Source organism: Gardnerella sp. DNF01198P (assembly GCF_049244165.1).
Lineage (GTDB): Bacteria > Actinomycetota > Actinomycetes > Actinomycetales > Bifidobacteriaceae > Bifidobacterium > Bifidobacterium swidsinskii.
The window spans coordinates 1,454,165-1,468,742 of the sequence record NZ_CP058382.1 but is presented as its reverse complement, the minus strand read 5'-3'; the positions used below and the strand labels follow the sequence as shown (position 1 = coordinate 1,468,742).

12 protein-coding genes are annotated in these 14,578 nt (G+C 44.2%); 9 read left to right on the top strand and 3 right to left on the bottom strand.

From position 1 onward, the window contains the following. Positions 1-250: 250 nt before the first annotated feature. From HXT44_RS06140 to HXT44_RS06115, 6 genes are all read left to right on the top strand, one after another. Complete coding sequence (locus HXT44_RS06140) at positions 251-1,270, top strand: ORF6N domain-containing protein (protein ID WP_012914476.1); 1,020 nt, start codon at positions 251-253, stop codon at positions 1,268-1,270. Between the two features lie 94 nt (positions 1,271-1,364). Further along, complete coding sequence (locus HXT44_RS06135) at positions 1,365-1,826, top strand: Panacea domain-containing protein (RefSeq protein WP_012914475.1); 462 nt, start codon at positions 1,365-1,367, stop codon at positions 1,824-1,826. A 182-nt stretch (positions 1,827-2,008) separates the two neighbouring features. Then, positions 2,009-2,137 carry a hypothetical protein gene (locus HXT44_RS06130; protein ID WP_004109178.1) on the top strand — a complete coding sequence of 43 codons (129 nt, stop codon included), beginning with the start codon at positions 2,009-2,011 and terminating at the stop codon, positions 2,135-2,137. A gap of 415 nt (positions 2,138-2,552) precedes the next feature. Then, positions 2,553-2,984: a 50S ribosomal protein L11 gene (gene rplK / locus HXT44_RS06125; RefSeq protein WP_004118588.1), complete on the top strand. Its 432-nt coding sequence runs from the start codon at positions 2,553-2,555 to the stop codon at positions 2,982-2,984. Positions 2,985-2,998: 14 nt separating this feature from the next. Further along, the gene (gene rplA, locus HXT44_RS06120; RefSeq protein WP_004106273.1) at positions 2,999-3,694 is read left to right on the top strand and encodes a 50S ribosomal protein L1; all 696 of its coding nucleotides are present in this window, start codon (positions 2,999-3,001) and stop codon (positions 3,692-3,694) included. A 601-nt stretch (positions 3,695-4,295) separates the two neighbouring features. Then, positions 4,296-4,862, top strand: a complete 567-nt coding sequence (locus tag HXT44_RS06115; RefSeq protein ID WP_102703254.1) for a peptidase — start codon at positions 4,296-4,298, stop codon at positions 4,860-4,862. Positions 4,863-5,344: 482 nt separating this feature from the next. Here the strand turns inward: HXT44_RS06115 and HXT44_RS06110 are convergent, their stop codons facing one another. Both HXT44_RS06110 and HXT44_RS06105 read right to left on the bottom strand, forming a co-directional pair. Next, positions 5,345-6,706, bottom strand: a complete 1,362-nt coding sequence (locus HXT44_RS06110) for a PucR family transcriptional regulator (RefSeq protein WP_119522622.1) — start codon at positions 6,704-6,706, stop codon at positions 5,345-5,347. Positions 6,707-6,721: 15 nt separating this feature from the next. Continuing rightward, the gene (locus tag HXT44_RS06105; protein ID WP_116994975.1) at positions 6,722-8,752 is read right to left on the bottom strand and encodes a DUF6020 family protein; all 2,031 of its coding nucleotides are present in this window, start codon (positions 8,750-8,752) and stop codon (positions 6,722-6,724) included. Between the two features lie 102 nt (positions 8,753-8,854). On the opposite strand from HXT44_RS06105, the gene HXT44_RS06100 reads away from it, so the two are divergent. Further along, entirely contained in the window at positions 8,855-9,757 is a 903-nt protein-coding gene (locus HXT44_RS06100) for a biotin--[acetyl-CoA-carboxylase] ligase (protein ID WP_421782820.1), read from the top strand. 407 nt (positions 9,758-10,164) lie between these two features. On the opposite strand, the gene HXT44_RS06095 is transcribed toward HXT44_RS06100, so the two are convergent. Beyond that, positions 10,165-10,815 (bottom strand): biotin transporter BioY, encoded by a 651-nt coding sequence (locus HXT44_RS06095; RefSeq protein WP_004109189.1) that lies wholly within the window; start codon positions 10,813-10,815, stop codon positions 10,165-10,167. A gap of 205 nt (positions 10,816-11,020) precedes the next feature. Here HXT44_RS06095 and HXT44_RS06090 point away from each other — a divergent pair, with 205 nt between their 5' ends. Both HXT44_RS06090 and HXT44_RS06085 read left to right on the top strand, forming a co-directional pair. Then, positions 11,021-12,925 carry a biotin carboxylase N-terminal domain-containing protein gene (locus tag HXT44_RS06090; protein WP_004106295.1) on the top strand — a complete coding sequence of 635 codons (1,905 nt, stop codon included), beginning with the start codon at positions 11,021-11,023 and terminating at the stop codon, positions 12,923-12,925. Then, entirely contained in the window at positions 12,922-14,568 is a 1,647-nt protein-coding gene (locus tag HXT44_RS06085; RefSeq protein WP_004106297.1) for an acyl-CoA carboxylase subunit beta, read from the top strand. The genes HXT44_RS06090 and HXT44_RS06085 overlap by 4 nt, the downstream gene beginning before the upstream one ends. Positions 14,569-14,578: the final 10 nt, after the last annotated feature.

Below are 14,578 nucleotides of genomic sequence, written 5' to 3'. Positions count from 1 at the left end.
AGCGCACTACATAAATGTGCTGTGCGTTTGTATTAAAACCGATTTTTTTGTTGCTTTTTATTTGTGGAATCTTATAGAATTATATTTATGCGCTGATGCATGCTAGTTTTGCTAGTTGTTAGATGTTTTATGGCTTGTGATTGATTTTTGGGAATAACCCTGATTGCTTGCGATTCATGGGTTTTGTGTTAGAAATGTAGTTTTTGTTGTACAGCGCTAGGTTTTACGCACATTTTTTAGGAGTGATCTTATGGTAGAGGGGAATAAAAATCTAATTATCGCTGACTCTAAAAACGCGTCTGTTGGAATGATAATAGACGCTGAAACAATAAAAGAGAAAATCTACAACATTCGTAATCAAAAAGTCATGCTTGATTTTGAGCTTGCTGAAATATATGGGTATACTACGGCAAGATTCAACGAGCAGGTAAAAAATAACATAGAAAAGTTTGATGATGACTTTATGTTTCAGCTAACTGCTGATGAGTTCAAAAACTTGATGTCGAAAAATTCTACATCAAGTTGGGGTGGTCGCAGAAAGCTTCCATATGCTTTTACGGAGCAAGGTATTTATATGCTCATGACTGTGTTAAGAGGCGAACTTGCCATAATTCAGTCGAAAGCGCTTATTAGAACCTTTAAGCAAATGAAGGATTATATTGTTGAAAATAAGGATTTTATTGGCGCGAAGGAATTAGCTAAGCTTGCGATTCAAACGAATCAGAATACTAATGATATAGCGGAAATAAAATCTCAAATGGCAACGAAGGAAGATTTTAATAAGGTAATGGATAATTTTATTAATCCAGATTCGTATAAACATTTTCTTCTTATGGACGGCAATAAAATAGAAGCGGATCTTGCGTATTGCAAAATATATAAATCAGCTAAGAAAAGCATTTACGTTGTTGATAATTATATTGGTCTTAAAACATTGGAACTATTACGGTTTGCTGGTGAAGGGGTTGAAATCGTAGTTTTTAGTGATAACGCTAGGAGCAAGAATATGCTTACGGAAAGCATGTTGGGTGATTTTGTAAGCGATTGTCCTGGTGTTGATTTGAAGTTTAAGACTGCTGGCAGAAAGTATCACGATAGGTATGTGGTTATAGATTATGGAACGGATGATGAGGCTGTTTACGTTTGTGGCGCTTCGTCGAAAGATGCTGGCGGCAAAATTTCGACTATTACGCGAATAGAGTCTTTGAATTTGCGCTTGTATCATGCGATGTTTGATGAGTTGTTAAAGAATCCTGAGTTAGAGTTTTAACATTTTATAATGTTCTAGTGTTTTGCGCTCAACTTGGAAGTAGACTTCCAACTTTTGCTGTTGCGCAAATGTAGTTGCGCAAAGGGAGGTGCGTATGACAACAATCTTTAACGTGGCATCGTACATCCTTGATATTGCTGGAACTATTACTACTATGAAGCTTCAGAAGTTAGCTTACTATTCGCAAGCGTATTCTTTGGCTACTACTGGATATCCATTATTTAACGAGGATTTTCAGGCATGGAGAAATGGTCCTGTTTGCCCAGAATTATTCGCATTGCATCGCGGTAAGTTTTTGATTCGTAAAGGGGAGTTTGTGCTTCCTAGCACTGATAAGTTGAATGATGATTCTTTAACAGATGGTCAAAAGCTTCTTGTGGAAAAAGTGTGCAAAAAGTTTGCTGAGTGTTCTGGTAGTGATTTGAGTGCTATGACACATCGTGAGGATCCATGGAAGAATGCTTATGATGCTACTAATAGTTCGGCAATATGCGTTCAAAAAATTACTAAGGATTCTTTGAAAGAGTACTATTCAGTTCATAATTTGCTTAAGTAAATGTGATATTCTCTTGTTCTCTTATTTGCTCTGAGTTAGTTATAGCGTTGCTCGAGATTTGTGGAGTTTGTATTAAGAGCATAGAAGTAAAGCATGATATGGTAGCTTGAAAACAACGCAATACTTATAATTCATGCGAATCGTCTTACAAAGGGATTTTTACAAGAGATAAGGGATGCGAGATGAGTAAGAATACGTATACTGCGGAAAATGGGTTCGTTATTACTGACGATATTGTTGATAAGTGGGCTGAGGAGGCAGAAGATAATTTTCCTGGTGCCACTATTACAGAGTTTGCTGGAAGAGCTTAGGAAGATGAAACTCAGCCGTTGAAACCGCGTACTGTTAGGTTAAGTGATACCGTTTGGCATTTAATCGAAGCCGATGCAAAGCGCAGAAAAATGACTGTGAGTGCGTGGACTAGAAACGCTATACTTAACGAATTGTCTACTGAGATAGCTGCGCAAAGATAGTTGCGCAAAAGTAGCTGCGTAAAAATAGTTGCAGATTTCGTAATGCAGCGTGTCGCGAAGATGTGGCATAATAGGAAGGCTTGTGACTGGAGGAGGAATCCGCTAGCACAGCACAGCAATACAAGATGCGGGAGGAAGCTGCAAAACAGCTTTATAGCAACGTTTCGTAAGTGCTTTACTTCTGTAAGAAGCGACTATATCAGCGTTTGCAACAACCGTTTGAACCGCTTGTACAAGAAAGAAGAACCATATTATGGCTCCGAAAAAGAAAGTCTCCGCGCTTATTAAGCTCGAGATTCAGGCTGGTAAGGCAAATCCAGCCCCACCACTGGGTCCAGCATTAGGCTCCCACGGCGTGAACATCATGGACTTCTGCAAGGCCTATAACGACCAGACGAAGGACAAGATGGGGCAGATTGTCCCAGTAGAGATCACCGTTTATGAAGATCGTTCCTTCACCTTCATTTTGAAGACCCCACCAGCCGCTGCTTTGTTGCTTAAGGCTGCTGGCATTCAGAAGGGCACCGAGAATCCATTGACTCACAAGGTTGGTTCTGTGACCAAGGCTCAGGTGCGCGAAATCGCCGAAATTAAGATGCCTGACCTCTCCGCACGTGACGTCGAGGCCGGTATGAAGATCATCGCGGGCACCGCTCGCTCGATGGGTATTACCGTTACCGACTGAAAGGGAGTGTAGAAATGGCTAAGCGTTCTAAGAAGTATCGTGAAGCGGCTGAGAAGATCGACCGCAATAACCTGTACACCCCAGCTGAAGCAATTGCTTTGTTGCAGAGCATGCCAAAGCACGCTTTCGACGAGTCCGTTGAGGCTGTTATGCGCCTTAATGTGGATCCTCGCAAGGCTGATCAGTTGGTTCGTGGCGTTGTGAACTTGCCAAACGGCACCGGTAAAACCGCTAAGGTTTTGGTGTTTGCTCGTGGCCCAAAGGCTACTGAGGCTCAGGAAGCTGGCGCCGACATCGTTGGTGATGACGAATTGATCGAAAAGGTTGCCGGTGGCTTCCTTGACTTCGATGCAGTTGTTGCAACCCCAGACATGATGGGTAAGGTTGGCCGCTTGGGTCGTGTTCTCGGTCCTCGTAGCTTGATGCCAAACCCAAAGACTGGCACCGTGACTATGGATGTAGCCAAGGCTGTTGCTGACATTAAGGGCGGTAAGATTGAGTTCCGCGTGGATCGCCAGGGCAACCTGTCCTTCCTCTTCGGCAAGCTCTCCTTCGATGCTAAGGCTCTTGAAGAGAACTTCAAGGCTGTCGCAGACGAAATCCGCCGCTTGAAGCCAAGCACCATCAAGGGTCGTTACATTACTAAGGTAACTGTGACTTCTACGATGGCTCCTGGTGTTCCAGTTGATATCGCCAGCATTGCTGCCTGATTTATTGCTTGCGTAGCTTATGCGAAAGCATGGCTGGTACGTAGTAAATTAAGTTTAAAACTTATAAACGCTGAAAATGTGCTCTTTTGAGTCATGTTTTCAGCGTTTTTTGTTACTGCGTTTCTGCGTTAGTAACGAGTAATTGCGATTAGCGTTGCTGGTGCAGTACGCAAACTGTGTTGGTAATGAATAGGTGACTGGAGAGGTTGAGGGCGCGTGGTCGTGCGCGGCGTGTCGCGCAAGAGTGGCTATATTGCAACGGTTTTGCGGCTGGTTGGGGGAGTATTCAGGAGTTTTCTGAGAGTTTTCTGAGAAAAATCTTTAAAAACCTTGAAATTGACATTTTTACGAAAAATAATGCGTAATACTGTATTTTTTACTTTTAAAAATAGTTTGACTGAAATATTTCCGTAAAAATATAAATGTTTTCTGTTAATGAGTTGTGCGTCTGCTCTTGACTTTTTCGAACGGGGGGGGGGTATGTTAATAACAGCTTCCGGCTGGATATTCTGCGCTGGTAGTTATTCACAAAACTTAAGTTGTGAATGTTAATTTTTTCTTCGCGCGTTTGGCGTGAAGGAGAAGAAGAAAGGAAAATATTATGTTGAATAAGAAGGCTATCGCCGCACTCGCTGCTGGCGCCACCCTCGTTTCCGGCTTGGCTTTCGCCGCCCCAGCAATGGCAGAAGAACCAGGTGCTGGTGCACAGAACCCTCCTGCAGCGAATAAGCCTGCAGAGAATAAGCCTGCAGAGAATAAGCCTGCTGCTCAGGATGAGAAGGATGATAATTGGCAATATGAGACTGAGGACCCTGGTGCTCTTGCTGATCGTTTGAATGCTGAGAAGGCTGCTAAGGTTGCGGCTGACGAGAAAGATAAGTATGAGCATACTCCATTTGGCAATATGGACACGGATTACAAGAAGTGTGTGAAGCTTTACGGTGAAGATTCTCTCGAGTGCAAAGCTGTCGCTGACTACCTCAAGCGTCATGGTCAGAATGTTGATGATACGGCCGCTGTAAAGGAGTCTGATAAGAAGGCTGGTAAGAAGGCTGGTAAGAAGGCTGCTGCTCCATTGGCTAAGACCGGTGCTGCTGTAGCTTTGGCTGCTGTTGCTGCTTCCGTGCTTGCTGGCATGGGTGCTGCTCTTCGCAAGATCCGTCACTAAGCTGTTAGCACATTAAGTGTGCTGATTGTTTAATGATTTGTGAGCGTGCCGTATGTGAGTATGGTGCGCTCACTTGTTAAATCTTTCACTCAACGTGCTGCGAATGCTGTTTAGTGTTTTTGTGGCGGGTTTGCTTTCGGGCTTTTGCATGATTCTACTGTTTTGCCGAATCTCTTTCTTCACGGTAGTGTTGTGCGCTGGTTTTCGATGGCGTGACTGTTGAGTGTTTGGCTGGCTTGTTTGTTAGGGAAACGAGTCGGTTTTGTTAAAGGGCTTGGGTTTGGTGCTACTAGGGGCATCAGTCTCCAAGCCCTTTCTTCGTATGTGTCTGTTTGCTGTGGTGTGAGTACTGCTTGTTGTTGCGATGTGACCAAAACGACTCAGCGGTGAGTAGTTTAGGTCGCCTACGCAAGAAAATCCGGTCTAAACATCACGCGCGCGAGTAGTTTAGGCCGCGCGTCTTTATTGTCGTGCACTTCGTTTTAGTGCGAATCACGAATTCTACCAATTGTTATAGCTGTTTGCAGCACATAAGCGGCGCGCGGATCCGTAGCATCCCATCCTGTAGTTTGCGCAACTTTACGTAAACGGTAACGAACAGTATTTGGATGCACATTAAGTTCGTGTGCTGTTTGGTCAAGAGCTCCACCAAAGCGCAAGAACATGTCAATAGTTTCCAGAGTTGGATCGTCATGATTGTAAGGAGCCAAACTTTGATACACCTTGTTGTAAAGAGTATCAAAAGCTGTGGCATCGCCAATAAGCGCTCGTTCTGGAAGCAAATCATCTGTGTGAATGATTTGCGGCAAATGCTTTACTGCTGGAGCAACAGCAATCGCGGCAAGAGTAGCAGTAAGAGCGGAAGAAATCTGCTCAACGCCTTCAACCATGCTGCTAACACAAATCGTCTTATGAGAATTCTCAAAAACTTTGCACAGCTTCTCTAAAGCCTGATCGCTAGGATTTTCGCGCACAGCAAGCAAAATAATATGAGAAGGCGCTGCAAAAGTAGAAGAATTTTTCGTAGATGCCGATATCAGTGCTTGCGTTTTTTGCCAAGCTCCCGTAATGCGCTGCAAAGCACTACTTTGTGTGCGCTCAACTATTGCATCATACGCATTGCAACTACCAAGCTGTGGCCAAATATTTCGGCGCAAAGTGTCAGTGTTATCAGGTGGAATATCTGGTGCTGGCTTGCGATTTGGTCCGTCATCTGGCTTAATTGCAGTGCCGAAAGTTCCTGCAATAACAATAACTTTTGGCGAATCTGACCATTGAAGTAAATGCATGAAAGCGTCAATACGAGCGTCTGCAATACCATTCATTAAACACGTGGCAATAATCGAGTGTAATTGCAAGCGCATCGCCGCGTCAAAAACTTGGCCATCACGATTGTCGAAAATTCTAAGCGGTTCCGAGCTAGTTGATTTTTGCGCGCTGGGCAATGGAGTAAAACTCGGTGAATTATTACCTTTAGTATTTTCAGAAGATTGACTTGAATGACTCGAACGACTTTGATTTGATGAAAGACGATGCCACAAGTGGTGTTTGTGCTTTTCTTCGTTTTCTTGCTCTGCTTTAGATTGCTTTGCTGTAGAAGATCTTTCTTGATCATTTGATACAGCGTTTACTTGCGTTTTGTTTAACTGTTGGTTCTCAAGAGAATTGGCAATATTAGAATCCTCCGCGTGCTTTTCTGCTGCCTGTACGCTTGCTAGTATCGAAAGAAAATCGCTACTAAGTAAGCTGTTTCCTGCAAGTTTATCTTCATAATTTTCTTCGGACATAACAGAAGAAGCAGCGCTGCTATCTTGCGCAAACTGAGGTGTATTCTTCTCGTCCATCTTATGCCTTTAATCCTAACCTTCTCTACTATTATAGCGCGATTGAGTAAAAGTATCTCGCCAAAAAGTAAGTGCTACAAAGCAGAAAACAAAAGCTAACGGTAGCATGTGTCGCTCAAAATTATTAGCTGGAGCAAGAATCATAACTCCAACTAGCAAGGCAAGTGGAATGTGCCATAACAATGTGCGCCAACGGCGAAGAATAATTTCTGCAACTCCAATAAGTAGTGTAAAAATAACGAAAGTATTTCCGTGAATTGGCCAACTTAAAACAGGAATATCACTAAACGTGCTAATGTCTTCTGCAAATTTAGTTCGCCACTTAGGATTCCAATATTTAATCCAATCAGATTTGTGTATGCTGTCAGTGTCTATGTAATATTCTGGCCCAACATACGGGCGGTCAAAAATATCAAAGTATCCGTAAGTCTTCGCAAGAAAAGCGTCAGTTGCAACGAGTGGACTATGCGTAATCATTTGCCACCAAGCGAAATCTAATTTACGAATATTATCTTTAGTAACGTATCGCCAACGATAACTCACTTTTTTAGACTGCAATCCGGAAGATTTCACAGGATCTGCGTCATAAGGTTTGTATGCTTCTGCAGTTTGATCCAGATTAAAAATTGGTGCAATAATGCGCTTTGCGCTACGCGGTATGCTATGCGGATCGAGCTTAGCTATACGTGCAATTTGTTGTAACTGAATGCCGCGACTCTCAATAGGATCGCCGCTAATAATAGCACCGCTCGAAATAAGCATAATTAACGAGCCGTGAATCACAACGATTGGAAGCAAAATTCCGCAAACCCACAAACGCCAGCGTTTGCGCTCAAAAATAATCAAAAGCACGAATTGAACAACCAGAATATACCAAGCGTATTTTGCAGCAATAAGCATTACGCACACTGAAACAATTAATTCCAAAACAGTGTGAAGTCTAGGCTTTTGCGCATTTGGCTTTGTGCTAGGTGTATTTTTAGTGTCCTTCGCATGATAGCAATTAGTTAACTCGTAATTTATACCAAACCACCAAACAAAAGCGAATGCAAAAAGCGGAGATTTTGTAAGCGCAATAGTTGAGCACAACACAAGCGGATTAAGTAAAAACATAAGCAGAATAACGAATCTTGCAAAAGTTGTTGTGCTGCAATTTGTTGAGCTAGATTCTGCATCAAGCCAAGGTTTGTTTAAGAAGCGGTGTGCTGTTGCAGAAACGCACCATGCTGCAAATACAAATTGTGCAAAGGCAAGAACTACAATTCCAGCGTCGTTTGAGTCGGTAAAGTATCTGGAGACTGCTGTTGTTGCGCCATAAATAACAGTTAGAACAATGTTGTGCTGATTTGTTAAATAAGTTGGATAAGTTGGCCACAAGTAGTGCGCAGTTGGGTAAATATCCATTGGGACAAAGCTAAAGAAGCCGATATAAGGCTGATCTAAGCCTGTAATTTTATTCCAAGTCCAACTGTACTCGCGAATTTGCGAGCATATATCTGCACCGTATGCGGCAAGTAACGTAACTGGAACCCAAATCCAGCCCACGAAAAAAGTAAGAAGTAGGTTTCTTCTGTTGCGAGTGGAGTGGTTAATGAACCATTTAGCGCAATTAAAAAATAGTTTTGCAGATTTTAAAAGAAAATGCGAAATATTGCGGAAAATAGTGTGTTTAGTAGTAAAAATTTGTAATTTTGAATGTTTTTTATTTTCACTATTTTTTCTTAACGCAATTGACTTTATTAATTTCGTAAAACGTTGATATTTAGGCAAAAACTTTTTATTTTTACCATAGTAAATAAGCGCAGTCAGTATTAATGCGTATATTATGAAGGCAGCAACGAAAATAAAAGCATTAACCAACGAAAAATCAGCGATTGATCCTAAATGAACTTTAATATCTTGACTGCGGAAAATTGGTCCCAAGCTAGTGCAAAAAGCAAGTACAAAGCATAACAAAGCAGCAAGAGTGTAATCTAAAAAACGTGCTACAACAGCACGCAATTTGCGCGGCTTCTTGTACTGCGTTTTGCGACGTATGCGCTCCATGTGTTAACACCTGCTTAATTGATGCTCAGCTACTTTGTTTGCTATTGCGCGCAAAACATGCAATGACGCGCGCAAAAATATAATCTGATGTAAATTATACATATGACTATTTTTTCTTCGCAAAGTGTGGCATTGATGCCGCAGACATCAGAAGTAGCAGATTTGGTAAAATATTTCGCAATTACAGATTCTACGCAAAATATTGCGCGAGAAATGATACAAAAAGGCGAAATAATCGCGCGAGATGACGGAAAGCCAACAATAGTTGCGATTGTGGCATACGAGCAAACAGCAGGAAGAGGACGATTAGGGCGTGCGTGGGTAAGTCGGCCGGGAGAAAGCTTTTTAGTTTCATTCGTAACGTTGCTGCCGAAGTCAATTGTTATGGACGCAAGTCACAATGGCTGGCTGCCTATTATTGCAGGGCTTGCAGCGCGTGACGCACTTCTAGAAACGTTTAAAGAGTGCGGAAGCTCGCCGATGCACGGTGATGCTTGCGCGATAAAACTTAAATGGCCTAACGACGTGTTTTTGCACGATTGTAAAGAAGGCGGAATATTAACAGAAATTGTAGCTGATCCAAGCAAAGATGATGTTGTTGGAGTAATTTTTGGAATCGGATTGAACTTGTGTGTGCCTAAAGAAGTGCTGCCAATTAAAATGGCAACTTCGCTGCAAATGCATATGACTGATTTGCCGGAAGCTAAAGAATTGCGTGATACGATTGCTGCGAAAATCGTTACTGGATTGCGTTCTAGACTTGGTGATTTTATGCGCGATTATCCAAGCAACGCTGCAGATTTGCTTCAAGAAGTAAATGGTGTGTGTTGGACTCTTGGGCGCGAAGTTAACGTGCATCCAGTTGACGGAAGCGTAGTGACAGGAACTGCTGTGCGGCTTGGAGAAGATGCGTCGCTTACGATTCGTGAGGAATCTGGCGAGGAAATTGTGGTAAAAAGCGGCGATGTGCACGCAGTTGCGTATGAAGCGCGACGACATGCTTGAGCGCTGCGATTTAGCGCGCGAAAGCAACTCGGAGCGCCGAGCTTGCTTAGAGTTGAAAGCACGGTGTGCTTTCAACGCAAGCGAGGTCTGCCTGCGTTGAAAAAGACGCAGGCAGGGCAGGTTAGTGTAGTTGTGCTTTAGAAACTAGGTTGTGACTAGTGTGCGCTGACGACATGCTTGAGCGCTGCGATTTAGCGCGCGAAAGCAATTCGGAGCGTGAGCTTGCTCAGACGGAAAGTCCAGTGGACTTTCCGTGCAAGCTCAACAGCGAGCGCTTAAAGCGCAAGCGTCAGCTGTTTGCTAGTTATCTCAGTCAAAGAGCAAGTGCGCGGCAATCTTATACAAAACGGCATTCCCTTTACAGTCGTGTAAAGGAAATGCCGTTTTTCTGCAATATAACGTTTCCGCTATGCGCGCTTTTTGTTAAGTGCGTTGTACAAGCCAGAGCAAGCTGCGCTCGCAACAAAAGCCTTAATCAAATCGCCAATCATGAAGATAATCAAGGTTGCGGCGGCAGTTGAAAGTGGCATGCCAGTTAGGTAGCTTTGGCCGAAAATGCCGAATGCGTAAATCACGATCGTGCCGATTATAGAAGCTACAGAGTAAGTGCAGAAGCGTGCGAAAGTCTTCTTGAAGGAGTTTTCTGGCATCATTGCGTCAAGAGCTACGTCAAATACGCGCTTCAAAGCTGCGGTTGCAGCAACGCCAAAAATGAAACCGGCTAAGAATCCTGCAGTAGGGCCAACAAAAACAGCCCAGCCGCCCTTAAAGCCAGCAAACACAGGCAAACCTGCTGCGCCAACAGCAAGATACATAACCACAGAAGCTACGCCTTCGCGCCAGCTCAACGTTAAACCAATAATGCACAAAACAAGAGTTTGCAACGTAATAGGCACAGGAGTAATAGGAAGATAAATTGCGCCTGCCATAGTAGAAAGAGCCAAAAGCACAGTGAGAAGCGCTGGCTTTGCAAGCCATGCTGCAGCTACTTTCAACTTATTCGCAACGTTTGAATTTGCTGATGCTGTTGTTGCATTATTTTGATTTATGTTAGTCATGAAAACCTTCTTTTGGTTATTTCCGGTTCGCCGTTTGCAGCTAATAGGTTGTCAATTAAACGGTTTTGCCGGTTGTTTTCCGTTTCGCTAATCACATTACGTGCCTAAAAAATCATGTGCATTGGAGAAGTGTACAAAATTTTGCTCTAGCTTTTGTGTATGTCGACTCATCCGTAAACGCAACTTTTCTAATATCTTGTAACGTATGGTTACGAATATCAAAAAAATTCTCATCGCAAACCGCGGTGAAATTGCCTTGCGAGTTATTCGCACGGCTCACGAAATGGGCATTTCTACCGTTGCTATTTACGCACCTACTGATCGCAATGCGCAGTTTGTAGAAATGGCAGACGAAGCATACGCACTTTCCGGAGACACGTATCGCGATACTTATTTAAACGAAGACGCGATTCTTGACATTATTAAAAGAAGCGGCACGGATGCCGTGCACCCGGGTTACGGATTCCTTTCGGAAGTTGCGTCTTTTGCGAAAAAAGTTAACGATGCTGGGGTTATTTGGATTGGTCCTCGCCCAGAAGCGCTTATTGACTTGGGCGATAAGATTACGGCTCGTCGCGTGGCAGTTCGCGCGAAAGTGCCGCCAGTTCCAGGCATTTCGGAGCCGGTAAAAGATATTCGAGAACTTTTAACTTTTGCGCAAACGCACGGATATCCTGTGATGATGAAGCGCACGGATGGCGGTGGCGGACGCGGCATTACAGTCGTTCGTAACGATGACGAGTTGCGAGGCTTTTACATGAATCACGACGCTCTTCAGGGCGGCGACTTAGATGAATATTTTATTGAGCGTTTTATCGACAAGGCTCGCCACGTTGAAACGCAGTGCGGCCGCGACGCTCACGGAAATTTCACCGTATATTCCACGCGCGATTGCTCGGTGCAGCGCCGAAACCAAAAGCTGGTTGAGGAAGCTCCTGCACCGTTCTTGACTGACGATGAAAAAGATCAGCTTTACCGATATTCTCGTAACCTATTTGAAGCTGTTGACTACGTTGGTCTTGGCACGTGCGAATATATGGTGACTTCTCAGCATAAAGTCTACTTCTTGGAAGTTAATCCGCGATTGCAAGTTGAGCACACGGTTAGTGAGGAAGTTAGTGGACTTGATTTAGTGCGAGAACAGCTCAATATTGCTGACGGCGGCGAGTTGATTAAGGATCCAGAACCTCGCGGACACAGCTTCGAGCTTCGCATTACTTCGGAAGATCCTGCTACGAATTTGACTCCAAGTTCCGGCACTTTGACGAAAATAAAGTGGCCTTCCGGTCCTGGTATTCGCGTCGATTTTGGTGTTGAAGTTGGCGATAATATTTCGCCAAAATTCGATTCGATGATGGGCAAGCTTATTATTACTGCGCAAAGTCGCGAAACTGCTGTCGCTCGCGTGCGTCGCGCTTTGAAGGAACTTTGTATTGAGGGCGTGCCAACTCCAGCAAAACTTTTTGAGCAGATTTTTAACGACCCTGAGTTTACTGCGGAAAATCACAGTTTTGACGTGTCTACTAAGTGGATGGAACGCAAGTATTTGAACCGAGTTCCTGCAGCTTCCTTGGGCGGTCAGCCGGCTTCGCTTGTTTCTGGAAAGTCTGCGGATGAATCCGAAAATAAGCAGCCTGCAATGGAATCCTTCATTATTGAGGTTGATAATAAGCGCGTAAAGCTTACGATTCCGCAAGATATTGTTGATAATTTGACTGGCTCGGCGCGAGTTCGTAGCGTTTCTAGAGCTTCGCAGCCTTTGCGCGGACGTTCGCTTCGCGGAAGTACTCACAAATCTGAAGAACAAAAGCAGATTCCTGGCGTAATCGCAGCGCCTATGCAAGCTGTTATTACGCGCGTGAATGTGGCTGAAGGACAGCAGGTTGCTAAGGGTGATTTGCTTGTGGTGCTTGAGTCTATGAAGATGGAAAATTACGTTTACGCGCCGGCTGCTGGTACTGTTACTGGAATTTTTGTGGGGCCTGGTGACGGCGTGGAATCGGGCGCAAAGCTTGTGACGATTGATCTTGCTGGAGACAAAAGCGCAGATAAAGGCGCAGAAAAATCTTCCGAAAAAAGCGATGAAAAGCCGGAAGGAGAGCAGAAATGAGCGCTTTAGTAAAAGAAAAGTCTGAAATCTCTGAAACTTCAGCGAAAACAGTTAATAACTCTTCTGTTAATAGCTCTGCTGACGATACAAACTTGCAGCCTCGTCGCGGAAAAGCTGCAGTTCAGCACGCAGCACAACTTGCTCGTGACGCAGAACAAAAAGCTTTAGAACGTCAGCACGCAAAAGGAAAGTCAACTGCAAGAGAGCGTCTTGACTTGCTTTTTGACACCGGATCGTTCGTGGAAATCGGACGTTTTAACGGTGGTGACATTAATAACGACGTTGCAGGGTGCGCTGTAATCACCGGATTTGGCGAAGTCTATGGCAGAAAAGTTGCAGTTTATGCACAAGACTTTTCCGTGCGTGGCGGAACTTTAGGCAAAGCTGAAGGCGAGAAAATCTGCCATCTTTTAGATATGGCTGTTGAACTTCGCGTGCCAGTTGTTGCCGTAATTGATTCCGGCGGCGCTCGCATTCAAGAAGGTGTGAGCGCGCTTATGCAATACGGGCGTATCTTCAAAAAAACTTGCGAAGCGAGCGGCTTAATTCCGCAAATCTCAATTATTCTGGGTCCTTGCGCTGGTGGTGCAGTTTATTGTCCTGCGTTAACAGATTTGATTATTATGACTCGCGAGCACTCAAACATGTTTGTAACCGGTCCGGATGTTGTTAAAGCTGCAACCGGCGAGGCTATTAGCATGGACGATTTAGGCGGCGGTCTTGTACATAACGCAACTTCCGGTGTCGCTCACTATTTGGGAGAGGATGAAGCTGACGCAATTGACTACGCGCGCACAGTTTTGGCTTATTTGCCATCTAGCTGCGAGGTAGAGCCTCCAACTTTTGCATATTCTGCTACTCGTGCCGATCGCGAAACTGCGCGCGAGTTGGCGAATATTGTGCCAGATAACGACCGTCAGCCTTACGATGTGCTCGACGTGATTCGCAGAATTGTTGATTATGGTGAGTTCGTGCAAGTGCAGGAATTGTATGCTGCTTCTGCAGTGGTTGGTTTTGCTTGCATTGAGGGTCATCCTGTTGGAATCGTAGCAAATCAGCCGAAGGTGAACGCTGGTATTTTGGATGTAAATTCTTCCGAAAAAGTCGCGCGATTTGTGCGATTGTGTGATGCGTTTAATTTGCCTGTGGTGACTCTAGTAGATACTCCTGGTTATAAGCCTGGTTCAGATCAAGAGCACGCAGGAATTATTCGCCGAGGCGCGAAAGTGATTTATGCGTACGCGAACGCGCAGGTTCCGCTGGTTACGGTGATTTTGCGTAAAGCTTTCGGTGGAGCTTATATCGTTATGGGTTCCAAGTCGATGGGTGCGGACGTAAATTACGCGTGGCCAACCAGCCAGATTGCGGTTTTGGGTGCGCAAGGTGCTGTGAATATTATTCATCGTAAAGATTTGCAAAAAGCTAAAGAGCGTGGACAAGACGTTGCAGCTCTTAGAAAGCAGCTGGTTGACGAGTATGAGGCGACTACTGTTAACGCAAATCTTTCGTTGGAAACTGGGCAGATTGACGCAATGATTGACCCGGAGCAGACTCGCGATATGATTGCTGGCTCATTGAAACTTTTGCGCAGTAAAAAGCGGGTTTCCAGAACTGGAAAGCATCACGGAAATCAGCCAATGTAAGCAGATTTAT

Excerpts from the sequence above, each read along its gene's own strand:
- HXT44_RS06130 (WP_004109178.1), top strand. The coding sequence starts at position 2,009 with ATGAGTAAGAATACGTATACTGCGGAAAATGGGTTCGTTATTACTGAC.
- HXT44_RS06135 (WP_012914475.1), top strand. The coding sequence starts at position 1,365 with ATGACAACAATCTTTAACGTGGCATCGTACATCCTTGATATTGCTGGA.
- HXT44_RS06090 (WP_004106295.1), top strand. The coding sequence starts at position 11,021 with ATGGTTACGAATATCAAAAAAATTCTCATCGCAAACCGCGGTGAAATT.
- HXT44_RS06100 (WP_421782820.1), top strand. The coding sequence starts at position 8,855 with ATGACTATTTTTTCTTCGCAAAGTGTGGCATTGATGCCGCAGACATCA.
- HXT44_RS06115 (WP_102703254.1), top strand. The coding sequence starts at position 4,296 with ATGTTGAATAAGAAGGCTATCGCCGCACTCGCTGCTGGCGCCACCCTC.
- HXT44_RS06140 (WP_012914476.1), top strand. The coding sequence starts at position 251 with ATGGTAGAGGGGAATAAAAATCTAATTATCGCTGACTCTAAAAACGCG.
- HXT44_RS06085 (WP_004106297.1), top strand. The coding sequence starts at position 12,922 with ATGAGCGCTTTAGTAAAAGAAAAGTCTGAAATCTCTGAAACTTCAGCG.
- rplA (WP_004106273.1), top strand. The coding sequence starts at position 2,999 with ATGGCTAAGCGTTCTAAGAAGTATCGTGAAGCGGCTGAGAAGATCGAC.
- HXT44_RS06095 (WP_004109189.1), bottom strand. The coding sequence starts at position 10,815 with ATGACTAACATAAATCAAAATAATGCAACAACAGCATCAGCAAATTCA.
- HXT44_RS06110 (WP_119522622.1), bottom strand. The coding sequence starts at position 6,706 with ATGGACGAGAAGAATACACCTCAGTTTGCGCAAGATAGCAGCGCTGCT.
- HXT44_RS06105 (WP_116994975.1), bottom strand. The coding sequence starts at position 8,752 with ATGGAGCGCATACGTCGCAAAACGCAGTACAAGAAGCCGCGCAAATTG.
- rplK (WP_004118588.1), top strand. The coding sequence starts at position 2,553 with ATGGCTCCGAAAAAGAAAGTCTCCGCGCTTATTAAGCTCGAGATTCAG.